25 protein-coding genes are annotated in these 24,644 nt (G+C 66.4%); 10 read left to right on the top strand and 15 right to left on the bottom strand.

The window, feature by feature from the left end:
* Window positions 1–9 precede the first annotated feature (9 nt).
* The gene (gene dapE, locus C1H84_RS03210) at window positions 10–1,095 is read left to right on the top strand and encodes a succinyl-diaminopimelate desuccinylase (protein WP_113606500.1); all 1,086 of its coding nucleotides are present in this window, start codon (window positions 10–12) and stop codon (window positions 1,093–1,095) included.
* 75 nt (window positions 1,096–1,170) lie between these two features.
* On the opposite strand, the gene C1H84_RS03205 is transcribed toward dapE, so the two are convergent.
* The 4 genes from C1H84_RS03205 to C1H84_RS03190 all read right to left on the bottom strand — a co-directional run bounded on the left by C1H84_RS03205 (window position 1,171) and on the right by C1H84_RS03190 (window position 4,411).
* Window positions 1,171–1,998 (bottom strand): amino acid ABC transporter permease, encoded by an 828-nt coding sequence (locus C1H84_RS03205; RefSeq protein ID WP_053798457.1) that lies wholly within the window; start codon window positions 1,996–1,998, stop codon window positions 1,171–1,173.
* Window positions 1,995–2,675 (bottom strand): amino acid ABC transporter permease, encoded by a 681-nt coding sequence (locus tag C1H84_RS03200; RefSeq protein WP_047119566.1) that lies wholly within the window; start codon window positions 2,673–2,675, stop codon window positions 1,995–1,997. Before C1H84_RS03200 ends, C1H84_RS03205 begins: the two co-directional genes overlap by 4 nt.
* 102 nt (window positions 2,676–2,777) lie before the next feature.
* A complete protein-coding gene (locus C1H84_RS03195; protein ID WP_047119565.1) occupies window positions 2,778–3,608 on the bottom strand; it encodes a glutamate ABC transporter substrate-binding protein in 831 nt (276 codons plus the stop codon).
* Window positions 3,609–3,637: 29 nt separating this feature from the next.
* The gene (locus C1H84_RS03190; protein ID WP_047119564.1) at window positions 3,638–4,411 is read right to left on the bottom strand and encodes an amino acid ABC transporter ATP-binding protein; all 774 of its coding nucleotides are present in this window, start codon (window positions 4,409–4,411) and stop codon (window positions 3,638–3,640) included.
* Between the two features lie 135 nt (window positions 4,412–4,546).
* Between C1H84_RS03190 and C1H84_RS03185 the strand changes: the two genes are divergently transcribed.
* The 3 genes from C1H84_RS03185 (at window position 4,547) to C1H84_RS03175 (ending at window position 5,975) form a co-directional block, all read left to right on the top strand.
* Window positions 4,547–5,329 carry an LOG family protein gene (locus C1H84_RS03185; RefSeq protein ID WP_113606499.1) on the top strand — a complete coding sequence of 261 codons (783 nt, stop codon included), beginning with the start codon at window positions 4,547–4,549 and terminating at the stop codon, window positions 5,327–5,329.
* A gap of 4 nt (window positions 5,330–5,333) precedes the next feature.
* The gene (locus C1H84_RS03180; protein ID WP_113606498.1) at window positions 5,334–5,684 is read left to right on the top strand and encodes a DivIVA domain-containing protein; all 351 of its coding nucleotides are present in this window, start codon (window positions 5,334–5,336) and stop codon (window positions 5,682–5,684) included.
* A 123-nt stretch (window positions 5,685–5,807) separates the two neighbouring features.
* Complete coding sequence (locus tag C1H84_RS03175) at window positions 5,808–5,975, top strand: DUF3117 domain-containing protein (protein WP_082123932.1); 168 nt, start codon at window positions 5,808–5,810, stop codon at window positions 5,973–5,975.
* Between the two features lie 81 nt (window positions 5,976–6,056).
* On the opposite strand, the gene C1H84_RS03170 is transcribed toward C1H84_RS03175, so the two are convergent.
* Complete coding sequence (locus C1H84_RS03170; RefSeq protein ID WP_181728017.1) at window positions 6,057–6,707, bottom strand: O-methyltransferase; 651 nt, start codon at window positions 6,705–6,707, stop codon at window positions 6,057–6,059.
* A gap of 220 nt (window positions 6,708–6,927) precedes the next feature.
* Here C1H84_RS03170 and sigE point away from each other — a divergent pair, with 220 nt between their 5' ends.
* Together sigE and C1H84_RS03160 are read left to right on the top strand one after the other, a co-directional pair.
* Window positions 6,928–7,479, top strand: coding sequence for an RNA polymerase sigma factor SigE (gene sigE / locus C1H84_RS03165; protein ID WP_244910802.1), 552 nt, complete (start codon window positions 6,928–6,930; stop codon window positions 7,477–7,479).
* Window positions 7,480–7,544: 65 nt separating this feature from the next.
* Entirely contained in the window at window positions 7,545–7,946 is a 402-nt protein-coding gene (locus tag C1H84_RS03160) for a sec-independent translocase (protein WP_047119560.1), read from the top strand.
* Window positions 7,947–8,080: 134 nt separating this feature from the next.
* On the opposite strand, the gene C1H84_RS03155 is transcribed toward C1H84_RS03160, so the two are convergent.
* The 3 genes from C1H84_RS03155 to C1H84_RS03145 form a co-directional block, all read right to left on the bottom strand.
* Window positions 8,081–9,187, bottom strand: a complete 1,107-nt coding sequence (locus C1H84_RS03155) for an Mrp/NBP35 family ATP-binding protein (RefSeq protein ID WP_113606495.1) — start codon at window positions 9,185–9,187, stop codon at window positions 8,081–8,083.
* A gap of 2 nt (window positions 9,188–9,189) precedes the next feature.
* Window positions 9,190–9,792 carry a DUF1003 domain-containing protein gene (locus tag C1H84_RS03150; protein ID WP_113606494.1) on the bottom strand — a complete coding sequence of 201 codons (603 nt, stop codon included), beginning with the start codon at window positions 9,790–9,792 and terminating at the stop codon, window positions 9,190–9,192.
* Between the two features lie 88 nt (window positions 9,793–9,880).
* The gene (locus C1H84_RS03145; RefSeq protein WP_047119557.1) at window positions 9,881–11,131 is read right to left on the bottom strand and encodes a magnesium transporter MgtE N-terminal domain-containing protein; all 1,251 of its coding nucleotides are present in this window, start codon (window positions 11,129–11,131) and stop codon (window positions 9,881–9,883) included.
* A gap of 132 nt (window positions 11,132–11,263) precedes the next feature.
* Here C1H84_RS03145 and C1H84_RS03140 point away from each other — a divergent pair, with 132 nt between their 5' ends.
* Complete coding sequence (locus C1H84_RS03140; RefSeq protein ID WP_181728016.1) at window positions 11,264–12,163, top strand: general stress protein; 900 nt, start codon at window positions 11,264–11,266, stop codon at window positions 12,161–12,163.
* 84 nt (window positions 12,164–12,247) lie between these two features.
* Here the strand turns inward: C1H84_RS03140 and C1H84_RS03135 are convergent, their stop codons facing one another.
* On the bottom strand, window positions 12,248–13,795 hold the full coding sequence (locus C1H84_RS03135) for an aminopeptidase P family protein (protein ID WP_113606493.1): 1,548 nt from the start codon (window positions 13,793–13,795) through the stop codon (window positions 12,248–12,250).
* 68 nt (window positions 13,796–13,863) lie between these two features.
* On the opposite strand from C1H84_RS03135, the gene C1H84_RS03130 reads away from it, so the two are divergent.
* Window positions 13,864–14,715 (top strand): PHP domain-containing protein, encoded by an 852-nt coding sequence (locus C1H84_RS03130; RefSeq protein ID WP_113606492.1) that lies wholly within the window; start codon window positions 13,864–13,866, stop codon window positions 14,713–14,715.
* On the opposite strand, the gene C1H84_RS03125 is transcribed toward C1H84_RS03130, so the two are convergent.
* The 6 genes from C1H84_RS03125 to C1H84_RS03100 form a co-directional block, all read right to left on the bottom strand.
* On the bottom strand, window positions 14,712–15,554 hold the full coding sequence (locus C1H84_RS03125; protein ID WP_113606566.1) for a DNA-methyltransferase: 843 nt from the start codon (window positions 15,552–15,554) through the stop codon (window positions 14,712–14,714). The genes C1H84_RS03130 and C1H84_RS03125 overlap by 4 nt on opposite strands.
* A gap of 152 nt (window positions 15,555–15,706) precedes the next feature.
* Complete coding sequence (locus C1H84_RS03120) at window positions 15,707–17,350, bottom strand: DEAD/DEAH box helicase (protein ID WP_113606491.1); 1,644 nt, start codon at window positions 17,348–17,350, stop codon at window positions 15,707–15,709.
* Window positions 17,351–17,609: 259 nt separating this feature from the next.
* Window positions 17,610–19,076 (bottom strand): RNB domain-containing ribonuclease, encoded by a 1,467-nt coding sequence (locus C1H84_RS03115; protein ID WP_146955839.1) that lies wholly within the window; start codon window positions 19,074–19,076, stop codon window positions 17,610–17,612.
* A gap of 172 nt (window positions 19,077–19,248) precedes the next feature.
* On the bottom strand, window positions 19,249–19,470 hold the full coding sequence (locus C1H84_RS03110) for a DUF3107 domain-containing protein (RefSeq protein WP_053798445.1): 222 nt from the start codon (window positions 19,468–19,470) through the stop codon (window positions 19,249–19,251).
* Window positions 19,471–19,536: 66 nt separating this feature from the next.
* Window positions 19,537–20,160, bottom strand: a complete 624-nt coding sequence (locus C1H84_RS03105) for a TetR/AcrR family transcriptional regulator (RefSeq protein ID WP_047119551.1) — start codon at window positions 20,158–20,160, stop codon at window positions 19,537–19,539.
* A 140-nt stretch (window positions 20,161–20,300) separates the two neighbouring features.
* Window positions 20,301–21,614 carry a glutamyl-tRNA reductase gene (locus tag C1H84_RS03100; RefSeq protein WP_047119550.1) on the bottom strand — a complete coding sequence of 438 codons (1,314 nt, stop codon included), beginning with the start codon at window positions 21,612–21,614 and terminating at the stop codon, window positions 20,301–20,303.
* Between the two features lie 145 nt (window positions 21,615–21,759).
* Between C1H84_RS03100 and hemE the strand changes: the two genes are divergently transcribed.
* On the top strand, window positions 21,760–22,815 hold the full coding sequence (hemE, locus tag C1H84_RS03095) for a uroporphyrinogen decarboxylase (RefSeq protein WP_047119549.1): 1,056 nt from the start codon (window positions 21,760–21,762) through the stop codon (window positions 22,813–22,815).
* Between the two features lie 116 nt (window positions 22,816–22,931).
* A complete protein-coding gene (gene hemG, locus C1H84_RS03090; RefSeq protein WP_181728015.1) occupies window positions 22,932–24,518 on the top strand; it encodes a protoporphyrinogen oxidase in 1,587 nt (528 codons plus the stop codon).
* The last annotated feature ends 126 nt before the right edge of the window (window positions 24,519–24,644 follow it).

The following is a 24,644-nucleotide window of genomic DNA, read 5'->3' as shown; positions in this document are numbered from 1 at the left end:
TGTAGGACCATGAATACCGTGAACGACCTAGACCTGCGGCAGGACGTTGCAGTGCTGACTGAGCAGCTCATGAACATCAATTCGGTCTCCGGCAACGAGCAGGAACTGGCCGACAAGGTGCACGCCGCGCTGCTGGAATTCGACCACCTCCAGGTGCATCGCGACGGGGACTCGATCGTCGCCCGCACCACTTTGGGCCGCGACCGCCGCGTCGTGTTGGCCGGCCACCTGGACACCGTGCCCTTGCCACGCACCGACGGAGCCAGGGGCACCGTCCCGGCGCAGGTGATCGACGGGGTGCTCTACGGGCGGGGCGCCACCGACATGAAGGGCGGGGTCGCAGTGCAGCTGGCGCTGGCCGCCGAGCTCACCGAGCCGAAGCACGACATCACCTACATCTTCTACGACCACGAGGAAGTCGCCGCATCCAAGTCCGGCCTGGGACGCCTGGCCCGCAACAGCCCCCAGCTGCTGGCCGCCGACTTTGCGATACTGCTCGAGCCCACCAACGGCACGGTGGAAGGCGGCTGCAACGGCACCAGCCGCTTCGTGATCCGCACCCACGGCACCGCCGCGCATTCGGCCCGCGCCTGGATGGGGCACAACGCGATCCACGATGCCTCTCAGGTGCTGCGCCGGCTGGCCGAGTATCAGCCGCAGACCATCAACGTCGAAGGCCTGGAATTCCGCGAGGGCATGAACGCGGTGCGCATCACCGGGGGAGTGGCCGGCAATGTGATCCCGGACCACTGCGAGGTGGAGGTGAACTACCGCTTCGCCCCGGACAAGACCCTGGAGCAGGCCGAAGCCGTGGTGCTGGAGCTGTTCGACGGCTTCGACATCGAACGCACCGACGGCTCCAACGGCGCCCGCCCGGGCCTGGACCAACAGATCGCCGCCGAGCTGATCTCCATCCTGGGCCAGGAGCCCAAGCCGAAGTACGGCTGGACCGATGTCGCCCGCTTCTCCGCCCTCGGCGTTCCCGCGGTGAACTTCGGCCCCGGGGATGCGCTGCTGGCGCACTCGGACGATGAACACGTGCCGCAGCAGGCGATCCGGGACTGCCTGTCCTCGCTGCGCTCTTGGCTCGGCTAGGCGCGAAGATTAAAGACCTCGGGTCACGTTCCGCAAGGGAACGCGACCCGAGGTCTTTGTGCTGTCGGCGAGGAATCAGAGCTGGCCGCGCGAGCTGAGCCGCGAGGACACCACGGAAGCCAGCTTGGACAGGGCGAAGTTCAGGATGATGAAGATCGCCGCAACGATGACCAGCGACTGGAACATGTTCGAGTTGCCGGTACCCACCAGCTTGCCGTTGAACAGCAGCTCGTTGAAATTGATGATGTAGCCCAGCGCGGAGTCCTTCAGGATCACGATGAACTGGCTGATCAAGGCCGGCAGCATGGCGGTCAACGCCTGCGGGATCTCGATCAGGCGCAAGCTCTGGCTGCGGGTCAGGCCGATGGCGATGCCCGCCTCGCGCTGCCCCCGCGGCAGCCCATGCACGCCCGAGCGGATCAGCTCGGCAATGACGGAACCGTTGTACAGTGTCAGGCCGATGACCACCGCGTAGAACGGCGAATCCTGCGGTTCCACCCAGCCGGAGCGGGCGAGCATGATCCACAGGAACAGCATCATCAGCAGGACCGGGACCGCACGGAAGAACTCGACGACGATCGTGCTGATCCAGTCGATCACCTTGTTGTGGGACAGGCGCCCCATGCCGAAGATGAAGCCGAAGATCAACGAGGTCACGATGGAGATCGCGGCCGCCTGCAGGGTCTTGAGCAGACCCGGCAGGATGAAGTTGCTCCAGACCCCGCCCTTGAGGAAGACATTCCATTTCTCCGGTGCCAGTTGTCCTGCGGAGTTCAGGCCGAGGACCAGATAGACGAGCAAACCCAGCAGGGCGAGCACACCGAGGATGTTGATCAGCAGGATGCGCCGCTTGGCCTTGGGCCCCGGGGCGTCGAAGAGGACCGACTGCTTTGCCGCGCTCATCGTGCCACCGCCAGCTTCTTGGACAGCCAGGTCACCAGTATGCCGATCGGCACCACGATGACCACGAACATGAGGGCGATGGTCAGGAAGATCAGGATGCCCTGATCGGCCCGGTACTCGATCATGGTCTTCATGAGGCCCGAGATCTCGGCCACGGAGCCTGCCAGGGCGACCGTGGTGTTCTTGATCAATGCGATGAGCACGTTGCCCATGGGAACGATGGCCCCGCGGAATGCCTGCGGGAGAATGACCAGCCGCGCGGCCGGCAGGAAGCCCAAGCCGATGGCGCGGGCGGCTTCGGCCTGGCCCAGCGGAACGGTGTTCACGCCCGAGCGGATGGCTTCGCAGAAGAACGCCGCATGGTAGATGGTCAGGCCGATGATGGCGATCTGGAAGAAGTTGAAATTGAAATCATCGGACAGCTGGAGCTGGAAGACGCCGAACAAGACCAGGACGCCGAAGGTCATGATGATGGTCAGCGGGGTGTTTCGGAAGATGTTTACATAGGCGGTGCCGAATGCTCGCAGGCTGGGGATTGGCGAAATTCGCATGATTGCGAGAATCGTGCCCAGGATTGCGCAGGCAATAAACGCCCAGAAGGTGAGCTGCAGGTTGGCCCAGAAGGACTCCATGATGCGCGCACCGTATTCATCCCAAAGACTCAAATAGCCTTGCACGGCTTGTTCTCCTTGGTAGATGGATGAGCTGGTTGCCTGCGGTGCTGCACCCGGGCTTCGCAGTCCGGTGCAGCACCGCAGGTCGGGGGTCTAGCTAAGAAGTTAGCTGCAGGCTTCGAACTTGGTTGGCGGGTTCAGATCCGAGGCCTTGTAGCCGGTGCCCTCGGTGTTCTTGTCCAAGGCCTTCTGCCACTCGCCGGAATCGATCATCTTCTTGATCGCCGTGTTGATGGACTCGCACTTGTCGTTGGTCTTGTTCAGACCCACGCCGTACGGCTCCTCGGAGAATGGGTTGCCGACAACCTTGAACTTGCCCTTGTTGGCGGAGGTCGCTGCCAGGCCGGCGAGAATGATGTCATCGGTGGTGATGGCGTCGATGCTGCCGGTCTCCAGCAGTCCCAAGCAGTCTGCGTAACCCTGCTGCTCAACCAAGCTCACACCGGGTACGTCCTTCTTGACGTTCTCGGCCGAGGTCGAGCCGGTGACCGAGCACAGCTTCTTGCCGTTCAGCGAGTCCTTGCCGGTGATCGAGCTGTCATCGGCGCGGACCAGCAGGTCCTGGCCGGCGATGAAGTACGGGCCGGCGAACGCGACGCGTTCCTTGCGCTTGTCGTTGATGGTGTAGGTCGCGAAGATCATGTCGACCTGGTTGGTCTCCAGCAGGGTTTCGCGGTTGGCCGACGGGGCCGAGACGAATTCGATCTTGTCTTCCGAGTAGCCCAGCTCGTTGGCCACGTACTTGGCGACATCGACGTCGAAGCCGGTGTAGGAGCTGCCGTCTTGGAAGCCGAGGCCCGGCTGGTCGAACTTGATGCCGATGCGAACCTTGTCGCCGCCTTCGTCGCCGGCGTTGTCAGAGCCGCCGCAGGCGGTCAGGGTCAGAGCCGCGACGGCCGCCATTGCAGCAATTGCGCCAAAACGATTTTTCCGCATTGTTCCTCCTGGTGAGTGGGTGATGAGAGCTAGTGGTTGGTGATGAGCTTGCCGAGGAAGTCCTTGGCTCGCGCACTCTGGGGATTGGTGAAGAATTCTTCCGGGGTGGCCTGTTCGACGATCTGCCCGTCTGCCATGAAAATCACGCGGTCCGCGGCCTTGCGGGCGAAACCCATCTCGTGGGTCACCACCAGCATGGTCATGCCTTCACGGGCGAGCGAGACCATGGTGTCCAGGACCTCGTTGATCATTTCCGGGTCCAGCGCACTGGTCGGTTCGTCGAACAGCATCACCTTCGGCCGCATGGCCAAGGCGCGCGCGATGGCTACACGCTGTTGCTGGCCGCCGGAGAGCTGAGCTGGCAGCTTGGCCGCCTGGTTGGCGACGCCGACGCGTTCGAGCAGCTGCATGGCCAGCTTGTCCGCCGCGGATTTCTTCATGCCCTTGACCTTGATCGGCCCGAGGGTCACGTTCTCAAGGATGGTCTTGTGCGCGAAGAGGTTGAAGGACTGGAACACCATGCCGACATCGGCCCGCAGCCGGGCCAGCGCCTTGCCTTCTTCGGGAAGCTTTTTCCCGTCGATGGTGATGGTGCCGTCGTCGATCGTCTCCAAACGATTGATGGCGCGGCACAGGGTTGACTTGCCGGAGCCCGAAGGGCCGAGGATCACGACAACCTCGCCCTTCACGACATCCAGGTTGATGTCATTCAAGACGTGCAGCGCACCGAAGTGCTTATTGACCCCAGCCAGACGGACAATGGGGCCATCAGAAGAAGCTTGAGCCTGATGATCGCTTTTCATGTTCTCGACATTACTCGATGTGACGCACCCTACGCGACTATTCGTTCAGGTCACACCAAGTTGTTATCAAACTGTTCTTAAATACCGTCCCCAAGGTTGACGTGGAACGCGACACGCAGCAGATAGAGTGAAGCTATGGTTCATAAGCGTAAGAGTGAAGAGAGTGCTCGTGCTGGCGGACGGAGGCACGTCGAGGCGAGCTGGCCTGGCAAGAAGTCCGAAGAGCAGCTTGACCGCTACCTGCTTGAGAGCCCGCAACCGGATGTAACGCATACCGATGTGTGGCGCGTGTTGCGCATCCAGTCCGAGTTCGTCAGCGGTTTCGGCACCCTGTCCAGCACCGGCCCTGCCGTTGCCGTGTTCGGTTCGGCGCGCACGGATCCCGACAGTCCTTACTACAAACAGGCCTACCGCGTGGGGGAGCTGCTGGCGAAGGCCGGCGTCACCACGATTACCGGCGGCGGTCCGGGAACCATGGAAGCCGCGAATATGGGCTCGGCTGACGCCGAAGGCATTTCCATCGGTCTGGGAATCGAACTGCCCTTTGAAACCGGGCTGAACGCTTGGGTGAACAAGGGCATCAACTTCCGCTACTTCTTCGTGCGCAAGACCATGTTCGTCAAGTACTCGCAGGGCTTCATCGTCCTGCCCGGCGGTTTCGGCACCTTGGATGAACTATTCGAGGCGCTCACGCTGGTCCAGACGCAGAAGATCACGAGTTTCCCGATCGTCCTGCTGGGCACCGAGTACTGGGGCGGCCTGGTGCAGTGGCTCAAGGACACGGTGGCCAGGGAGCGCTGCATTTCGGAAACCGACCTCGACCTGTTCACGGTGACCGATGATCCGGACGAGGCGGTGCAGATCGTGCTGAACGCAGGGCGTGCGGCATCCAGGCGCCCGTCAATGGACAGGAGCTAGCTGGATGCCGTTTGTACTGGTTTTCCTTGCGCTGCTAGTCGTCGGCGGGACCGCCCTGTTGCTTTCCGGGCGTCGTCGGGCCGCCGATGCGGGGCGTCATTTCGAAGCGGTTCCCGAACCCATCGTGGGTTTGGCGGAGCCGGAAGCCTCGCTGCCGCCGGTGCTGCTGCCCGAGCATCCGCGGGCCAACGATGTCGACAAGGTGCGCTTCTCGCTGGGTCTTCGCGGCTATCGCTGCGACCAGGTGGACGACACCCTGGATGTCCTCGCGGCGGAAATCACCCGGCTGGAAAATGTGATTCGTGATATCGAGTCACGGCGTGTGATTAGCGACACGGCGGGAAATTCGCAATAATAGGAGACAAGTGGCCCCTAATCAGAGATGAATTACACCTGAAGATGGGCCAGGCATGCGGTTGTGCGGACGGCGAATGAACTTGCCGCCCCGTACCAGCCACGGACGAAGGGAATTGCTTACATGGCTGCGATGAAGCCACGCACCGGTGACGGTCCGATGGAAGTCACCAAGGAGGGGCGAAGCCTGATCCTGCGGCTGCCTATTGACGGCGGTGGACGCCTCGTTGTCGAGCTGAACAACGATGAAGCAACTGAGCTGCGCAACTGCCTGGTTGATGTCACCGAATAGCTAGAGCCGCCGGTTCGCAAGCCGGCCGAAACAAGTAAGGACCGACAACCTGTCGGTCCTTTTTGTGGTTGCGGAAGATTCCTAGCGCACCCGGGCCGCCGGGAGCACCGAAGCGACGAACAGCCCCTGCTCGCTGGGCAGCAAATGGGTCTGGATCTTCGGGTCCTCACGCAGCAAACGCAGCGCGTCGCGGGTGGCTACGGTGGACGGGCGGCGCACGGCCGGCTTGGACAGCCGGTGCTCGTCGAACGCGTTGTTGATGATGATGACCCCGCGCGGGCCGACCAGCCGCTTGGCATCGGCCACGTATTCCAGCAGCAGCTCGGCACCTGCGTCGATCAGCACCAGGTCGTAGGCGTGGTCCGCCAGGCGTGAGAGCACGTTCTCGGCCCGCTCGTTGATGATGCGCGCGTGGGCCGATGGAACTCCGGCCTCGCGCAGCGACTGGCGCATCGCATTGGCGTGCTCAAGATTGGATTCGATGGCTGTCAGCGTGCTCTCCGGGCCTAGGACTTCGAGCATCGCCAGCGACGCCACGCCGACGCCGGGGCCGATCTCCACGAGGTTGCGCGGCTGGCGCAGCGAGCAGATCACCTGGAGCATCGAGCGGCCGGCCGGATCGATGCAACGCACGCCCAGATCGGCAGAGCGCTCGCGAACCAGCGCCACGTGCTCCTTCTCGTGGACCTGGGTCTGGGCATAGCTCCAGCTCGCAAGAAGTTCTGGATTCATGGAAGGCATCGGGGACAAGTCCTAGGGATCGTGCGTATCGGGACAACACCAATGTTACCCACACGACCGGCATTGCCCCGCAGAACTTGATATCCTCCGCGCAGGCGATTCTTAGCTGTAGCTCAGCTTCGGTGCACATACTTTAAGTGTGAATGATGCACAAAATGACTCAGCAGCCACCGTGGCAGTCCTCGAGACTGAGGTTCCGTCCTGGGACCAGATGGTTCACAAGCATGGAGAGCGCGTCTTCCGGCTGGCCTACAGGCTCACCGGAAACCGCCAGGATGCCGAGGACCTGTCGCAGGAGGCATTCGTCCGTGCGTTCAAGGCTCTGGACAAGTACACCCCGGGCACCATGGGCGGCTGGCTGCACCGCATTACCACCAACCTGTTCCTCGATCAGGCACGTCGGAAGAGCAAGATTCGCTTTGACCGGTTTGCCGAAGGATCCGAGGACCGACTTCCAGGAGAGGTGCTCTCCCCGGAGCGCTACTTTGAATTCCACAATCTCGACGTGGATGTTCAGGCGGCGCTGAAGGCGCTGAGCCCGGAATTCAGGGCAGCAATCGTCCTATGTGACATGGAAGGGTTTTCGTACGAAGAAGTTTCCCGCATCCTGGACGTGAAGCTTGGCACCGTGCGTTCACGCATCCACCGCGGACGGGCGATGCTGCGCGATGCCCTGGCGCACCGCAACCCGTCCAACAAGCCGGCCAAGACCATGTCGCTGCCGCGCATTCCGTTGGGCCGCCGCACTGCGGCGCAGGGCTAGGACACCTTTCGGCCGCAACGCCGGTGGCTTAGTGAGTTGGTCTCGGACAAGGTAATCTTGGTGTTGTGGATTTTCTAGGTATCAATGGCGGCGAGTTCGTTATTCTCGCCATTATCGCGGTCGTCGTGCTCGGCCCCGAGAAGCTTCCTGAATACGCCAAAAAGCTGGCGAACCTCGTCAAGGAAATTCGCCGCATGGCCAACGGAGCCAAGGAGCAGTTGCGCGAGGAAGTCGGCGACGAAGTTGCCGACATGGACTGGCGAAAGCTGGATCCGCGCCAATACGACCCTCGGCGCATCATCAAGGAAGCGCTCATCGACGAATTCGACGACGCGGTCAACGTGGCCAAGGGCAAGCCTTCCTCGGTCGAGGCAGCTCCGGTGCGCACCCCCGTGGCCACCCACACCGCCACCCAAGCTCCGCTGGGCGTGAACGAGAGCGCCCCATTCGACGACGAAGCCACCTAGACCAGCAAGCCACCATAGACGGCAGAAGATCTCCGGTCCTGCAGTTCTCGAACTGCAGGACCGGGGATTTTTTTGCCCTATTCGCCAGGCCCCGGCGCGTTTCGCGCGGACCGCCCGGGAATGTTGCCCGGCCGCTACTGGATTGACATCGGCAGGCTGCGCCCGGCCAAGCCGCGGGGACGCTGGCCCAATGATTCGGCCAGCGCGGACAGCACCATGGCGCTGGGGGACTGCGGGGCGGAGAGCACCACCGGGGTGCCCTGGTCCGAGCCTTCGCGCAGGGCTTCCTCCAGGGGCAGCTGCGCCAGCAGCGGCACCGGGTAGCCCAGCTGGTCGCTCAGCGATTCGCTGAGCTTGGCGCCGCCGCCGGAGCCGAAGATTTCCATCCTGCTGCCGTCGGGCATTTGCAGGTGGCTCATGTTCTCCACCACGCCGATGACCTTCTGCTTGGTCTGCAAGGCAATGGTGCCGGCGCGCTCGGCCACCTCGGTGGCGGTTGACTGCGGGGTGGTGACGACCAGCAGTTCGCTGTTGGGCAGCAGCTGGGACACGGAGATCGCGATATCCCCGGTGCCCGGCGGCAGGTCCAGGAACAGGAAGTCCAGATCCCCGAAGTAGACGTCGGACAGGAACTGCTCCAGCGCGCGGTGCAGCATGGGCCCGCGCCAGATCACCGGCTGGTTCGAATCCAGGAACATGCCGATGGAAATGACCTTCACCCCGTGCGCCACCGGCGGCAGGATCATGTCATCCACCCGCGTGGGGTTCTGGTTGATGCCCATCAGCGACGGGATGGAGAAGCCGTGCACGTCGGCGTCGATCAGCCCGACCTTGAAGCCTCGGGCGGCCAGCGCGGTGGACAGGTTGGCGGTGATGGAGGACTTGCCCACCCCGCCCTTGCCGCTGGCCACCGCGATGACGCGGGTCAGCGAGGCGGGATCGGAGAACGGGGTGCGGCGGCTGGCCAGCTGCTCGCGCAGGGCCGCACGCTGCTGCGGATCCATCACGTCCAGGGCCACCGCGACCTGGTCCACGCCCGGCAGCGTCAGCAGGGCCGCGCGCACGTCCGCTTCGATGGTGGAGCGCAGCGGGCACCCGGCGATGGTCAGCAGGATGGTGACCTCGGCACGGGTGCCGTCGAGCCTGGCGTCGCCGACCATGCCCAGCTCGGTGATGGGCCGGCGCAGTTCCGGGTCGATGACCGAGTCCAGCGCCCTGAACAGTGCTTCGTTCGAACTCACGACTAGTTGTTCTTTCGGTTGGAATTCTGGCCCGGCTGCACCGTGTCGATGAGGCCGGTCTGCGGGTTGCCGCCCTTGGACTTGCGCTTGGCGCGCAGGTTCAGCTCTTCGCCGTCGGCGGTCTCCAGCAGCTCCTCCAGCACGTTGCGCAGCTCCGAGCGCACGTAGTCGCGCGTGGCGACATCGCGCAGCGCCAGGCGCAGGCTGGCCAGCTCGCGGGTGAGGTACTCGGTGTCGTAGAGGTTGCGTTCGGCCCGCGCCCGGTCTTCGGACAGCGACACGCGGTCGCGGTCGTCCTGGCGGTTCTGCGCCAGCAGCAGCAGCGGCGCGGCATAGGAGGCCTGCAGCGAGAGCATCAGGGTCAGCGCGGTGAAGCCGATGGAGGCGTCGTCGAAGCGCCAGGCCGCCGGGGCCACGGAGTTCCAGATCAGCCAGAAGGCGCAGAAGATCGTCATGTAGAGCAGGAACTGCGGGGTGCCCATGAAGCGCGCGAACTTCTCCGTCGTGGAGCCGAACGCGTCGGGGTCCGGGGAGAACTTCGGCCAGAAGCGTTTGCGGGCTGCAAGGGGAGTGTCCAGGCCACTGGTCTTGCGCTGTTCAGCCATGGTGGTGAACTCCTTTGCTACTGATCTGTGTCGTTCGGCTCCGGGCTGCGCCGGGGCCGGGTGAACCGGCGAGCCGGTTCCAAAGTTCTTAGTCCTGCGAACGCCAGTCGTCGGGCAGGATGTGGTCGAGCACGTCGTCCACGGTGATCGCCCCGACCAGGCGGCCCTCCTTGTTGGTCACCCCGACGCTGGTCAGGTTGTAGGTGGCCAGGTGGCGCACGACCTCTGAGATGTTCGCCAGGTCGGACATCGGCTCCAGCTCGGTGTCCAGGATGTCGCCCAGCGGTTCGGGCGGGGCGGCGCGAAGCAGCGCCTGAATGTGCACCTGGCCCAGGTAGCGGCCGGTGGGGGTCTCCAGCGGCGGGCGCACCACGTACACGGTGGAGGCCAGGGCGGGGGAGAGCTCCTCCATGCGCACCGAGGCCAGCGCCTCGGCGACGGTGGATTCGGGGGTGAGGATCACCGGAACCGGGGTCATCACCGAGCCGGCGGTGCCTTCCGGGTAGGCCAGCAGGCGGCGCACGTCCTTGGCCTCCTCCTCGTTCATGAGTTCCAGCAGCTGGTGCTTGGTTTCCTCGGAGACCTCGGAGAGCAGGTCGGCGGCGTCGTCCGGGTCCATTTCCTCCAGCACGTCGGCTGCGCGCTCCAGGCCCAGCGCGGAGAGGATCTCCACCTGCTCGCGGTCAGGCAGCTCCTGCAGCACGTCGGCCAGGCGCTCGTCCTGCAGGTGCGCGGCGATTTCCAGGCGGCGCTTCTCGTTCATCTCATGCAGCGCGTCGGCGAAGTCGGCGGCCTTCATGTCGTCGTGCGTGGCCACGAAGGTGTCGGCTGACTGCGGCTCGCTCTGGTTGCCGTGGCTGATGTCCTCCCAGGAGACCAGCACCTTGTCGCGCTTGCGGCTGCGCAGCCCCAGCAGTCCCGGCGCTGCCACGCCGCGCTGCACGTAGTACTGGTTGATTTCCCAGTCGCCGCGGCGGGTCTGGGCCAGGCCGATGTCCTCGATGACGCCGCGGCCTGAGCCGTCGGTGAAGGTGATGGTGCGGTCGAACAGCTCGGCCACGACCAGCAGCTCCTGGCCGCGCTGCTGAAAGCGGCGCATGTTGACCAGGCCCGAGCAGATGATCTGCGTGGATTCCATGGACTGGATGCGGGTCATGGGCACGAAGACGCGGCGCTTGCCGGGGACCTCGACCACGACGCCGACGCAGGCCGGCGGCTTCTTGGGTCCGCGGGAGACCACGACGACGTCTCGCAAGCGTCCCAGGCGGTCGCCCAGGGGGTCGAAGACGTCCAGCCCGAGCAGCCGGGCGACGAAGATTTTAGACACTTGTGAGCTCACCCTTCTAGGTTATCGTGCCCGGTGCCTTCGCGCGGTGCGCGGTGACACACCCGCGGCGCGGATTCTTTCGCCCTGAGTGATCCCCGCTTCACTACTGGGTGCAAACACAGCATCACCGTGCACAATATAGATATGACCTCGCCACAAGGAGTAAATTCGATCAGCACCAACGGCTTGCCGCGCGGCGAGCTGCTGGGGCGCTACACCAGCTACCTCGACGCCCAGAAGCTCGTGGACTACCTGGCCGACAACGACTTCCCGGTGGCCTCCGTGACCATCGTGGGCAACGACGTGCGCACCGTCGAGCGCGTGACCGCCAAGCTGTCCTACCCGAAGGTCGCGTTGGCCGGCGCCGCGCAGGGTGCCATGATGGGTCTGTTCGTGGGCCTGCTGCTCTCGCTGTTCGGCGGCGGCAACGGCATCTACCAGATCCTGTCCGCCATCGGCCTGGGCATGGCCATCTGGATGATCGCCGGGGTGATCAGCTACTCGACCCGCCGCGGCAAGCGCGACTTCGCCTCCTCCAGCCAGTTCGTGGCCACCAGCTTCGACGTGGTCGTCGACTTCGAGAACGCGCAGGCCGCCCGCCAGCTCGCCTCCAAGCTGCCGATGCGTCCGCACGCCCCGGCCCCGAACATCCCGGGCTCGAATCTTCCAGGGCAGCAAGCGCAGCCGACCGCCCCTGTCCAGCCGGCGGCTCCGGCGACCGTGCAGGCTCCGGGCGCAGCCCAGCAGCCGGCCCCGGCTTCCGCCGACGCCCCGAGCGGCCAGTTCCCGGACCTTCCGGATGGACGCCCGCGCTACGGCGTACGCGTGCAGCCGACCCCGCCGGCAACCGGGCAGCCGGCAGCAACCCAGCAGGCCCAGCCTGCCTCCCCGGCCCAGAACCTGTCCGAGGTCGAGCCGACAGTTGAGATCGGCCGCCGCAAGGACCAGGACCAGGCCTCCGATCAGGACGGCACGGATGAGCCAGCGCAGCAGCACTCTGCTGCGGACGCGCCGGAGGAAACCCGCCAGGACAAGAACTCCTAGCCGCAAACGGCAACACGAAAGACCGCTGGCCTTCAGCCAGCCCCTCGGGGCGGATGAAGGCCAGCGGTCTTTAAGCCGGGGTGCTTAGCCGCGCAGCTTGGCCATCCAGGCCTCGACGTCGTCGGCGGTGCGCGGCAGCGCGGCGCTCAGCGACTCGCCGCCGGTGGCGGTGACCAGGATGTCGTCCTCGATGCGCACGCCGATGCCGCGGTACTCCTGCGGGATCGCCAGGTCCTCGTTCTTGAAGTACAGGCCAGGCTCGATGGTGAAGACCATGCCCTCTTCCAGCTCGGCATCCAGGTACAGTTCCGCGCGGGCTTGGGCGCAGTCGTGTACGTCCAGTCCCAGGTGGTGGCTGGTGCCGTGCGGCATCCAACGGCGGTGCTGCTGCCCCTCGGGGCTCATGGCCTCGTCCACGGAGACCGGCAGGATGCCCCAGTCGGCCAGGCGCTCGGCCAGCACGCGGGTGGCGATCTGGTGCAGGTCGCGGAACTTCAGGCCCGGCTTGACCGCGGCGAAGGCGGCGTCGGCGGCGTCAAGCACCGCCTCGTAGACGCGGCGCTGGACGTCCGTGTACTTGCCGGAGACCGGCAGGGAGCGGGTGATGTCCGCGGTGTACAGCGAGTCGGCTTCGACGCCGGCGTCCAGCAGCAGCACCTCGCCCTCGTTCACGGCGCCGTTGTTGCGGATCCAGTGCAGGATGGTGGCGTTGTTGCCACAGGCGGCGATGGTGTCGTAGCCCAGGTCGTTGCCTTCCAGGCGGGCGCGGGCGAAGAACGAGCCTTCGACGATGCGTTCGCCGCGTTCGTGGGCGATGGCCGAATCCAGGTTGCGCACCACGTCCTCGAAGCCGTTGATGGTCGCCGCCACCGACTTGCGCAGTTCGGCGATCTCGTAGTCGTCCTTGACCAGGCGCAGCTCGGAGAGGAACTCGGCCAGCTCGTTGTCCAGCGCGTCGGAGGCTTCCAGATCCTGCGAGGTGTTGATGCGGCTGGTGTCCACCAGCGCCTCGACGTTCAGGTCCACCTGGCGCACCAGGCGGATGCGGATGCCGCCCATGGCCTGCGGGCCGGAGTTCTTGGTGATCGCCAGTTCCAGCTGCTCCAGGGAATCGGTGGGCATGCCGGTGCGGGCGGACATGGTGCTCAGGGTCGGGCGCGGGCCCACCCAGAACTCGCCGGAACGCGAATCCAGGTAGAAGTCCGAGGAATCGCGGCCCGCCATCGGGGCGAAGTACAAGGTGGCTGAGTGGTTGCTGCCGTTGTCGCCGGCGCCGTCGTCGGTCGGCTCCAGGATCAGCACTGCATCCGGCTCGTGGTCGACGCCCAGACCGGTGAGGTGGGCGAAGGCCGAGTGCGGGCGGAAGCGGTAGTCGGTGTCATTCGAGCGGACCTTCAGCGGGCCGGCGGGGATGACCAGGCGCTCGCCCGGGAAGGCGGCGGAGAGCTTGGCGCGGCGGGCGGCCGCGTAGTCTGCGGACGGATCGGCGTCCGGCAGAGCCGAGGTGTCGGCGGCCCAGTTCGAGGCCATGAACTGCTTGAAGGATTCGGAGGTCGGACGCTGCGAACGGTTGTTCACGCGGTCTTCCAATGGCTGGTCGCTGCCCGAAGGCGATGAAACTTGATTGGTCATAACTTCAAGTGTGTCACCATCAGCTATGCGCCACCAAAGAACGTGTGCACTTCGATATTCTAGGGAGTATGCGAATCGACCTGCACACCCATTCCAACGTTTCCGACGGCACGGAAACCCCGGCCGAGCTGATCACCGCGGCGGCCGCGGCGGGGCTGGACGTGGTGGCGCTGACCGACCACGACCAGACCAGCGGGTGGGACCAGGCACGTGTTACCGCGCAGGACCTGGGGATCGGGTTCATTCCCGGCATGGAGATCACCTGCCAGGATTCGCACGGGATCAGCGTGCACCTGCTGTCCTACCTGCACGACCCGTCCTACCAGCCGCTGCTCGACGAGCTGGCCGTGTCGCTGAATTCGCGGATCGTGCGCGCCCAGCGCATCGTGGAACGGTTGGCCGAGGACTACCCGATCAGCTGGGAGCTGGTCACCGAGCATTGCCAGCCCGGGGCCACGGTGGGCCGACCGCATATCGCCGACGCGCTGGTGACCGCAGGGGTGGTGGCCCATCGGAACGAGGCGTTCGCCAACATCCTTTCCTCGCGCTCGCGCTACTACGTGTCGCATCCTGCCATTAACCCCGCTGCGGCGGTGCGCCTGGTGCGCGAGGCCGGCGGCGTGCCGGTGTTCGCCCACCCGAAGGCAGCGCTGCGCGGACGGGTGGTGCCAGAATCGACGGTCCACGAAATGATCGAGGCCGGGCTGGGCGGGGTGGAGGTCTACCACCGGGACAACAGCGCCGAGGGCAAGGAGCAGCTGCTGGCGCTGGCGTCGGAGCACGACTTGATTGTCACCGGATCCTCGGACTACCACGGCACCGGAAAACTGAACCGGCTCGGCGAGAATCTCACCGAGCCGGCCATGCTGGAGCGCATCCTGGCGCAGGGCACCGGAACCAGCGCGCAGCTGCAGTCCTAGTCGACGGGGCTCGGCACCGGGGCCGGGGAACCGTCTAGGGTGGCGAACACCGTGTTTTCGGGCAGCCGGGCATGCATGACCTCGATCGCCTGGGTGTTCTGGTCGATCAGCACGAAGCGGCGTTCCATCTTCGCGGCCACCGCACCGGTGGTGCCGGAGCCTGCGAAGAAGTCAAGCACCCAGTCGCCGGGCCGCGAAGAGGCCGCGACGATGCGCCGCAGGATGCCCTCGGGCTTCTGGGTGGGGTAGCCGGTCTTCTCCTTGCCGGTGGGGGAGACGATGGTATGCCACCACACGTCGGTGGGCAGCTTGCCCTTCTCCCGCTTTTCCGGCGTCACCAGGCCGGGCGCCATATAGGGCTCGCGGTCGACTTCCGCCGAATCGAAGTGGTACTTCTTCGGGTTCTTCACGTACACCAGGATGGTGTCGTGCTTGGCAGGCCAGCGGCTCTTGGCCCGGGCCCCGTAGTCGTAGGCCCAGATCAGTTCGTTCAGGAAGCACTCGCGGCCGAAGATCGTATCCAGCAGCACCTTGACGTAGTGCACCTCCCGGTAGTCCAGGTGGACGTAGAGGGTGCCGTCCTCGGCCAGCAGCCGGTAGGCCTCCAGCAGGCGCGGCTCGATGAAGCTGAGGTAGTCCTCGAAGCTGTCGTGGTAGGAGCGCGACTGGCCGATTTCCGCCGTGTAGCTGCGGCCCTTGAACCCCACGTGGGTGCCTTCGCCTTCGTCGGCGCGGACCATGGTGCGTTCGGCGCGGGTCTGCTTGCGCCCGGTGTTGAAGGGCGGATCCACGTAGATCAGCGTGAAGCTTTCATCGGGCAGGTTTGCCAGCACCGACATGTTGTCGCCGTGGAACACGGTGTTGCCCGCGGCCGGGGCGCTCACCGGGGAACCGGAGTGCGCCGCGGCCGCGGACAGGGTTGAATCTTCAGGTTGTGCGAGCACCTGGGTACTGAATCCTTTCGGAGTGCTGCGGGCGGGGGCTGGCAGGACTAGTCCTGCAAGCCTGCCTCGCTGCTTCCGCCGGTGCGGCGGCGCGGACGGCGGCGGCGGGGCTTCGAGGTGCCCTGCGCTGCGCCTTCCTCGCCGGAGACGCGGGATTCGCGATGGCGCTCGGCTTCGCGGCCCGGACGGTCCTGGCGGCCCTTGGAGTGGCCGTGGCGTGCACCGGCCTGGTCCTCGGCGCCGGAATCCTGCCGCGCGCCGCGCTCCTGGGTCTGCCCGTTCACGGTGCGGGTGCGGGTGCGCGAACCGCTGCGGCGGCGCGGGGTGCGTTCGCGGTTCTCTCGGGGCTCGCGGGAGGACTCGCGCGGAGAGCCGTCGCCTTCGGCGGCGGCCGACTTCTTGGCGCGCGGCAACCGGCCCTTGGTGCCCTTGGGGATGTTCAGGTCGGTGAAGAAATGCGGCGAGGAGGAGTAGGTTTCCACCGGCTCGGGCACGCTCAGGCCCAGGGCCTTGTTGATCAGCGACCAGCGCGGCACCGAATCCCAATCCACGAAGGTCACCGCGGTGCCGGTGTTGCCGGCGCGGCCGGTGCGGCCCACGCGGTGCAGGTAGGTGTTCTCGTCATCGGGGCACTGCAGGTTGACGACGTGGGTGACGTCGTCCACGTCGATGCCGCGGGCGGCGACGTCGGTGGCGACCAGGATCTCCACCTTGCCGGAGCGGAAGGCCTTCAGCGCCTGCTCGCGGGCGCCCTGGCCCAGGTCGCCGTGCAGCGAACCGGCGTTGAAGCCGCGGTCGATCAGCTCGTCGGCCAGCTTGGCAGCCGAGCGCTTGGTCTGGGTGAAGATGATGGTTTTGCCGCGGCCCTCGGCCTGCAGCAGGCGCGCGACCATCTCGTCCTTGTCCAGGTTGTGCGCGCGGTAGACCAGCTGGCGGATGTTGCGCTTGGTCAGCGAGCCGTCGTCGTCCGGGTCCTGGGCGCGGATGTGCGTCGGGCGGGACATGTAGCGGCGGGCCATGGTGATCACGGCGCCCGGCATGGTGGCGGAGAAGAGCATTGCCTGGCGTACCGGCGGCAGGGCGGCGAGGATGCGCTCCACGTCGGGCAGGAATCCGAGGTCGAGCATCTCGTCGGCCTCGTCCAGCACCACGGTCTTGATCTGCTTCAGGTTCAGCACGCGCTGGCGGTTCAGGTCGATCAGGCGTCCGGGGGTGCCCACGACGACGTCGGTGCCGGCCTTCAGGGCTGCGATCTGCTCCTCGTAGGGGCGGCCGCCGTAGATGGTGGTGATGGAGATGTTCGAGTGCTTGGAGGCCTGGGCCAAATCGGCGCCGACCTGGATGGCCAGTTCGCGGGTCGGGGCCACGATCAGGGCCTGCGGGGCGCCGGGGAACTGCAGGTCCTCGTAGCCGGCGTCGCCCTCGCGGATGACACGCTGCAGGGCGGGGATGCCGAAGCCCAAGGTCTTGCCGGTGCCGGTCTTGGCCTGGCCGATGATGTCATTGCCGCCCAGGGCCACCGGAAGGGTCAGCGCCTGGATGGGGAAGGGGTATTCGATGCCCGCTTCGAGCAGCGAGGCGACGATGTCCTCGCGCACGTCCAGCTCGGCAAAGCTCTGCTTCGCCGCTTCGGGGGTGCTGTCCTCTTGGGGGGTGTCGGCAGCTGGTGCCGTTAGCGTCGTGTTGCTCACGATGTCTTCAGTCTCATTTCATGTTGGCCTCCCGGCGGGGTCGACCTGCCCTGCAAATCCAGGGGGTGCGCCCGAAGGGAGGCGGGTCCAGCGGAGCCGATCGCTCGATGCACGCGGGAGCCCCGCGTGGGGGTCCTGCGGAATGATGACCGCTGGGAAGTCATCAGGTAACTGGTCGTACTTTCAGCGCTGTGCGATCGGGCATCCTCAGTAGTAATACTGACCAGCATAACTTGTTTGGCCGGATTTCAGCGGTTCGTCAGCCGCGGGGCACCGTTTCGAAGTGGATCCGGCGGGTGCGCGGGTCGGCTTCCACCAGCTTCACGCTCACCAGCGTGCCGGCTTCCGCGCTGCCGCTGAAGCTGCCGGTGACCGGTTCGGTGACCAGCTGCAGCTGCCCGGGCCGCGGCTTGCCGTTGCCGTTCTCCCCGTTGGCCGCGCCCTGCGCGGCGGTGAGCACAATGGCCTGGAATTGCTCGCCGATGCGGTGCTGCAGGGTGTAGGCCTCCAGCAGGTCCACCGCGGCCCGGGCCACCTTGTTGGCGGCCGCGGAGCTGGTCCGCATCAGCTCCGGCAGCAAGGGCAGCGCCTGGTCGAGTTCATCGGGCAGCGGCTGCCCGGTGCTGAGCAGATGGCAGGTCAGCAGCACGAAGCGATCCACCAGGCGGCGCAGCGGGGCGGTGGTGTGCGCGTAGGGCGCGGCTAGGGCGGCCTGGACCAGGTCGGATTCCGGCTGGCCGGCGATGACCTGGTAGTCGGCGCCGCGGAAGAGCGAGGCGGCGCGGTGCATGATGACCAGCTGGCGCGGGTCGCTGACATCAAGGGTGTGCAGGTACTCGCCGTAGCTGATGTCCTCGGGCCAGGGGCTGCCCAGCAGCCGGGTCTGCTGCCTGAAGGCCTTCAGGTCCCGCGGGTCAGGCGGCGGCATGGTGCGCAGGATCCCGGTGCCGGCCTTGAGCATCAGACGGGCCGCGGCGATGCCGGTGAGCAGCGAGATCTGCGCGTTGAATTCCTCCAGCGGCAACGGGGTGCGGCTGACCAGCTTGTACCCGCCGCCCTCCGGAACGATTTCCTGGTCGGGCAGGTTCAGGGAGGCGCCTCCGCGCAGCCGTTCCTGCACCAGCCGGGCCTGGCCGATCTCCGCGAGCAGCTGCAGCTGTCCGTTGTCCTCGCCCGAGTCGAGGCGCCGCTGGGCGGTTTCGTAGTCCAGCTGCGCGCGGGAGCGGATCTGCGAGCGGGTCAGCTGCACCTCGCCCAGGGCCCCGTCGGCGTCCAGGGCGATGCGCCAGTGGAAGGCGGGCCGGGGCACGTCGGGCAGCAGCGAGCCGCGGTCCTCGGAAATCAGCGGCGGGTACAGCGTGATCTTGCGCTGCGGCAGGTAGAAGGTCTGCCCGCGCTCGCGGGAGACCATGTCGAGCAGGCCGCCGAGCCGGACGAACGCCGGCACGTCGGCGATGGCATAGTGCACCAGGTAGCCGGTGCCCTTGCGTTCCAGGTACATGGCCTGGTCCAGGTCGGTGGCGCCCGGGGGATCGATGGTGAAGAACGGCAGGTCGGTATCGTCCGCGTCGGGCTCCGGCAGATCGGCGACTGCCTGCTGGGCGGCCTGCAGCGTTTGCTCGTCGAATTCGCCGGGGACCTCGAACTCGCTTTCCAGTGCGAGCAGCAGGTCGCTCAGGTCGCTGGCGGCCACCTGCCGCGGTGCGTGGATTCGTTGATCGGTCACGGTACGCCGCCTGCCTGTTCCAAGTTGAACGCTTTGCCGGGATGGTACTACCTCAACCTACACGCCGGAGCCGGGGTGAACCTAGGACCGGGGGTTTAAACGCAAAGGCCGGCCCCGCGGGATGCGGGGGCCGGCCGAGGCGCTGGCGGCGTGGTGCGCCGCCGAAAGCCAATTACTGGGCGAAGCCGACGCGGCGGACTTCCTCCGGGCCTACCTCGACGTAGGCGATGCCTGCGGCCGGCACGAGAACCTCGCGGCCCTTGGGGTCGGTCAGGGACAGCACCGAACCGCCGGCAATGGCCGCAGCAACCTTCTCGTTGACTTCTGCATTGCTCAGTTCCGACTCGAGTACGACTTCGCGGGCTACGTTCTGAATGCCAATCCGGATTTCCATGATTGTCGTTGATCCTCTCGAAAAATGTGTGCCCCTACAAGAAGGGTCCCTCAGCCACTAATCTAGCTACTTTTCCTTGGGGAACTGGGAAATTCCGCGCCAAGCTAAACGCGAGATCAGGTCGACGGCGGTCTGCTGATCCACCGAGTCGTCGCTGGTGGCCCAGTAGCGCGCCGAAACCTGGGACAGGCCGGCCAGCGCGCGCCCGGCGAGCAGCCCTTCGGCCTCGTTCAGGTCGGTGTCCTTGACCACGACCTTGGAGATGGAGGTGGACAGGTTGTTGTTGAATTCCTCGATGCGCGCGGCGATCAGCGGGTCGGAGAGCACGTCGGATTCGAAGATCAGGCGGTAGGCCTGGGACTCGCTCTTGATGTACTGGTAGTAGGTGTTGATGGTGGCGAACACGCGCTGCCGGTTGTCGTCCGTGGACTGGATGGCCTCGTCCAGCCGGCGGCTGAAGTCCTCCAGATGCGAGTCAAGCAGCGCCAGGTAGAGTTCGCGCTTGCCGGGGAAGTGCTGGTACAACACGGGTTTGGAAACCTTGGCCACATCGGCGATGTCGTCCATGGAGGCGCCGTGGTACCCGTTGCCGACGAAGACCTCGTGGGCCGCCTGCAGGAGCTGGCGTCGCCGTGCTTCCCTTGGCATTCGCTGCGTGCGATGTCCCTTGAGCGATTCCACTTCAGCCATGTCGACCTCGACCTTTCCAGCTACTGCAAGGCTCCGCCCACGTCATCGTGGATTTTGCAGATGACCCTGGAGCCTACTTGCAAGTAGTATTCCACGCATCGCGGTGGAAAGGTAACTTCGCGAGAAAATTAAGGGTGCGGCTACGCGGTGCGCGCGGAGGTCTCCACGGGGCAGACGGCAGGCGCCGGGGCGCTGGCCTGCGCCTGGGGTTCGCCCAGTTCAAGGCCGTAAAGCGTCTGAAGCGCGGTGACGTAGTCCGCGGTGCGTCCCTCGGAGGCGAGCTCCCGGGCGCGGACGGTGGGAATGTGCAGCAGCTGGCGCATCATGCGGCGCATGGCCAGTTCGACCTCATCCGCGGCGGCGGTGCAGCCGTGCTGGGCGCGGACCCGGGCCACCTCGGCGTCGAGCACCGCCTTGGTGTGCTGGCGCAGGGCCACGATAGCGAAGTCAGCTTCGCGCTCGCGCTGGGCGGCGGCGAATTCCCTGGCGGCGGTCTTCACGATGCGGCTGGCGGCGTGCACCGCCAAGGCCTGGTCGGTCGGGGCAGCCATGCGCACCGACTCCAGGGTGATCAGCTCGACGTCGGCCATCTCGACCAGCGCCGGATCGAAGTCGTGGGTGAGCGCCATGTCGATGGCGATCAGCGGATGGTTCTTCACGCGCACTTCCTCCAGGGCCGCGCGGTCCAGGCGCTGTCCGCCGCCGGAGCAGCCGACGATGATGTCGGCTTCGCGCAGGGCCTGGGGGAGCAGCTCGTCGGTCAGCGGGAAGCCGCCGCGCTTGCCGGTGAATTCGGCGGCGCGTCCGGAGCTGGAGTACACCGAGATGCGTTCCACGCCGCGTTCCTTCAGCAGCGCCATGGTGGCGCCGGCGTAGGAGCCGGTGCCGAAGAGCACGACGTTCTGGTCGGCCCAGGCGGTTGCCTCGTCGGTGAGTTCCTCGGCCAGGTCCAGGGCGACCGCGACCACTGACTTGCCCTGGGTGCCCAGGTTGGTGTTGCTGCCGACGTCCTTGGCGGCGCGGGTGGCGTTCTGGAACAGCCGGGTGAGGTTGCTGGTAGTGGTTTTCTCCTGCTGCGCCTGCGCCAGCGCGCGGCGGACCTGTCCGGCGATTTCGCGTTCGCCCACGACGGCGGAGTCCAGGCCTGCGCCCACGGAGAAGAGGTGCTCAATGACCGGGTCGCCTTCCAGCGCGGTCAGCTGGCGGGCCAGGAAGTCGGCGCTGAGCTCGGTGGTGGCTGCGAGATGGGCAACGAGGTGCTCGGTGGCATCCTCGACGTGCTCCACGTCCGCGTAGACCTCGAAGCGGTTGCAGGTGGCCAGCACGACGGCGCCGTTGATAGCTGCCGAACCGTTGACGGAGGCAGCAGCGAGCCCGCTGGCCGAGGCGCTGATTTGTGCCACGGTCTCAAGGTCGAGCTGCGAATGCGATGCGACAAGAGATAAGAAAACCACAATGTCCCTAGGTTAAGCTCAACGGGCCGGTTAAACAACGCAGGTCTACCTAAGGCCATCCCCCGTTAGGCGCTTAATTTCAGCGCAGAGTGAGCAAGTGTCCGGCCAAATGGGATTTCAAGGCAAGAGTTGGCAGAATTGAAGCATGACTCTGTCGCAGAACCATCCGATGATCGATGGACGTACCCAAGATTCCGCATTGATTCAGGCCTTGACCGGCCGCGAGCCCTCGCACCACCCGGTGTGGTTCATGCGCCAGGCAGGGCGTTCGCTGCCCGAGTATCTGAAGCTGCGCGAAGGCGTGAGCATGCTGGACTCGTGCCTCGACCCGGCGATGGCAAGTGAGATTACTCTCCAGCCGGTGCGTCGCCACAAGGTCGACGCGGGAATCTTCTTCTCCGACATCGTCATCCCGCTGCGTCTGGCAGGCATCGGCGTGGACATCGTCCCGGGTGTCGGCCCGGTGCTCGACACCCCGATCCGCACCGCCGAGCAGGTCGCGGCCCTGCCTGAGCTGACCGACGAAGCCCTGGAGCCCATCCGCCAGGCCGTGGCCCTGACCGTCGCCGAGCTGGGCAGCACCCCGCTGATCGGCTTCGCCGGCGCCCCGTTCACCGTGGCAGCCTACATGGTCGAGGGCAAGCCGAGCCGCGACCATCTGGGCCCGCGCACCATGATGCACTCCGAGCCGGAGGTCTGGGACGCGCTGATGAAGTGGGCCGCCGACGCATCGGGCAAATTCCTGCGCGCGCAGGTCGAGGCCGGAGCCTCCGCCGCCCAACTGTTCGACTCCTGGGCCGGTTCGCTGTCGCTGCCGGACTACCAGAAGTTCGCCGCCCCGTACTCCGCCCGGTCGCTGGACTTCGTGCGCGATCTGGGTGTGCCGCTGATCCACTTCGGCACCGGCACGGGCGAGCTGCTGACCGCCATGCGCGACGCCGGCGTGGACGCCGTGGGTGTCGACTACCGCATCCCGCTGCCCACCGCCATCGAGCGCCTGGGCCAGGATGTCTCGGTACAGGGCAACATCGACCCGGCGTTGCTCTCCGCCCCGTGGGAAGTCCTCGAAGCGCATGTGCGCGAGGTCGTCGCCAGCGGCAAGGCGGCGCGCGGACACGTGGTGAACCTGGGGCACGGCGTCCCGCCGACCACGGATCCGAGTGTGCTCACCCGTGTGGTGGAGCTCATCCACTCCCTGTAGTCCGGCAGGACTAAGCTGGGAATGACAGGCGTCATCGCGGTGGCGGGCGCCTCGGGGGACGACCCCGGGCGCGCGCACCGCAGCAAACGATTCAAAGGCAGAAGGTGCATCGGTACGTGAGCAAGGATCAGCGCAGCGAGAACGTGGCAGAAGCTTCAACCCGGGCTGAGACGCCCAAGGCACGCCGCGTCATCGCCTCCGACGCCGCCGCCCATGCGCTGCGGCTGCTGGAGAAGGTGCGCAGCGCCACCGAAGCGCAGGCCCACAAGCGCGCCGCCAAGGACGCGGCCGACCCGGCCCCGCATGCGGTGGTCATCGGCGGCGGCGTCGCCGGCCTGGTGGCCGCGCGCGACCTGCGCCAGACCGGGCACCGTGTCACCGTGCTGGAAGCCGCGGACGGCTTCGGCGGGTGCGTGCGCCGCGCCGAGGTCGCCGGGCTGCAGCTGGATGCCGGAGCCGAGTCCTTCGCCGTGCGCGGCGGGACTGTCGGCTCCTACCTGGACGAGCTGGACCTGTCCGGCTCCATCGCCGCCACCTCCGGGGCCAGCGCCTGGCTGATCCAGGGCGAGGGGGAGAAGATCCTGGCCAACCCGCTGCCTGCCACCTCGCTGATGGGCATCCCCGGCCACGTGCGCACCGACGAGGTGCGCCACCTCATCGGCCGCGCCGCCACCGTGCGCGCCGCAGCGGACCTGATCACCCCGATGAGCAAGAAGTGGGCCACCGAGCCGCTGTCGCTGGCCGAGGTGGTGCGCTCGCGCATGGGCCAAGCTGTGCTCGACGAGCTGGTGGCTCCCGTGGTCAACGGCGTCTACTCCACCGACCCGGCGCAGATCGACATCGATGCGGCCGCACCGGGCCTGCGCGCGGCCATGCAGTCCACCGGTTCGCTGGCCCGCGCCGTGGCCCAGCTGCAGTCCTCGGCTCCGGCCGGATCCCGCGTGGCAGGGCTGGACGGCGGCATGTACACCATGATCGAGGCGCTGGCCGGCCAGCTGCAGGCCGCCGGGGTGTCGCTGGTGCGCAACTCGCCGGTCACCGCGATCAGCCGCCAGCCGCAGGCCGAGCAGCCGTACACCGTGCACACCCTGGGCCAGGAGCTGAAGGCCGACCGCGTGGTCATCGCGACCCCTGCCGAACCAGCCCTGGGCCTGCTGAACCCGCTGCTTCCGGCCGACCAGCAGATCGAGGGCCGGTCCGAAGCCAACGCCATCGCGCTGGCCACCCTGGTGGTGGACAAGCCGGAGCTGGACGAGGCCCCGCGCGGATCCGGCGTGCTGGTCTCGCGCGGCGCCCCGCTGGTGGCCAAGGCCCTGACCCACGCGACCGCCAAATGGCCGTGGCTGGCCGAGCAGGCAGGGCCGGGCACGCATGTGGTGCGCCTGTCCTTCGGCCGCATCGGCGAGCATGAGCCGATCGTCGAATCCGGCGATGACGCGCAGCTCATCGCGCAGGCGGTCAAAGACGCCTCAAAGATTCTCGGTGTTCAATTGCAGCAGGAAGACGTGCTCGGCAGCGCGGTGTCCCGCTTCAACGACATGGTGCCGCTGCAGGGCGGCGCCGCGGCGCAGCGCCGCGCCCAGGTCCAGCAGGCTCTTGACGACCTGGACGGCGTGGACGTGGTGGGCGCCTGGCTGGCCGGCACCGGCCTGGCCCGCGTCATCGCCCAGGCCCGCCGCGCGGTGGCCATCAGCGCCCGCTGAGCCCCGGAGCCGACGACCAGCGCCGAAGACCCGCGCCGCCCGGCGGCGCGCCGACAACCTTGCAGACCCAACCCAGATCAGCAGATCCAAGGAGAAACACCAGTGAGCAACGCACCGGAGCATAAT

Origin of the sequence: Glutamicibacter soli, assembly GCF_003309065.1 — a bacterium.
In the GTDB taxonomy this organism is placed as follows: Bacteria; Actinomycetota; Actinomycetes; order Actinomycetales; family Micrococcaceae; genus Glutamicibacter; species Glutamicibacter soli.
This window is presented reverse-complemented; position numbering and strand designations above follow the sequence as displayed.

Bases quoted from the DNA above. Each gene is read 5' to 3' on its own strand.
- dapE (WP_113606500.1), top strand. From the start codon at position 10: ATGAATACCGTGAACGACCTAGACCTGCGGCAGGACGTTGCAGTGCTG.
- C1H84_RS03205 (WP_053798457.1), bottom strand. From the start codon at position 1,998: ATGAGCGCGGCAAAGCAGTCGGTCCTCTTCGACGCCCCGGGGCCCAAG.
- C1H84_RS03195 (WP_047119565.1), bottom strand. From the start codon at position 3,608: ATGCGGAAAAATCGTTTTGGCGCAATTGCTGCAATGGCGGCCGTCGCG.
- C1H84_RS03190 (WP_047119564.1), bottom strand. From the start codon at position 4,411: ATGAAAAGCGATCATCAGGCTCAAGCTTCTTCTGATGGCCCCATTGTC.
- C1H84_RS03185 (WP_113606499.1), top strand. From the start codon at position 4,547: ATGGTTCATAAGCGTAAGAGTGAAGAGAGTGCTCGTGCTGGCGGACGG.
- C1H84_RS03180 (WP_113606498.1), top strand. From the start codon at position 5,334: ATGCCGTTTGTACTGGTTTTCCTTGCGCTGCTAGTCGTCGGCGGGACC.
- C1H84_RS03175 (WP_082123932.1), top strand. From the start codon at position 5,808: ATGGCTGCGATGAAGCCACGCACCGGTGACGGTCCGATGGAAGTCACC.
- C1H84_RS03170 (WP_181728017.1), bottom strand. From the start codon at position 6,707: ATGAATCCAGAACTTCTTGCGAGCTGGAGCTATGCCCAGACCCAGGTC.
- sigE (WP_244910802.1), top strand. From the start codon at position 6,928: ATGGTTCACAAGCATGGAGAGCGCGTCTTCCGGCTGGCCTACAGGCTC.
- C1H84_RS03150 (WP_113606494.1), bottom strand. From the start codon at position 9,792: ATGGCTGAACAGCGCAAGACCAGTGGCCTGGACACTCCCCTTGCAGCC.
- C1H84_RS03140 (WP_181728016.1), top strand. From the start codon at position 11,264: ATGACCTCGCCACAAGGAGTAAATTCGATCAGCACCAACGGCTTGCCG.
- C1H84_RS03135 (WP_113606493.1), bottom strand. From the start codon at position 13,795: ATGACCAATCAAGTTTCATCGCCTTCGGGCAGCGACCAGCCATTGGAA.
- C1H84_RS03130 (WP_113606492.1), top strand. From the start codon at position 13,864: ATGCGAATCGACCTGCACACCCATTCCAACGTTTCCGACGGCACGGAA.
- C1H84_RS03125 (WP_113606566.1), bottom strand. From the start codon at position 15,554: ATGTCGGTGCTGGCAAACCTGCCCGATGAAAGCTTCACGCTGATCTAC.
- C1H84_RS03110 (WP_053798445.1), bottom strand. From the start codon at position 19,470: ATGGAAATCCGGATTGGCATTCAGAACGTAGCCCGCGAAGTCGTACTC.
- C1H84_RS03105 (WP_047119551.1), bottom strand. From the start codon at position 20,160: ATGGCTGAAGTGGAATCGCTCAAGGGACATCGCACGCAGCGAATGCCA.
- hemE (WP_047119549.1), top strand. From the start codon at position 21,760: ATGACTCTGTCGCAGAACCATCCGATGATCGATGGACGTACCCAAGAT.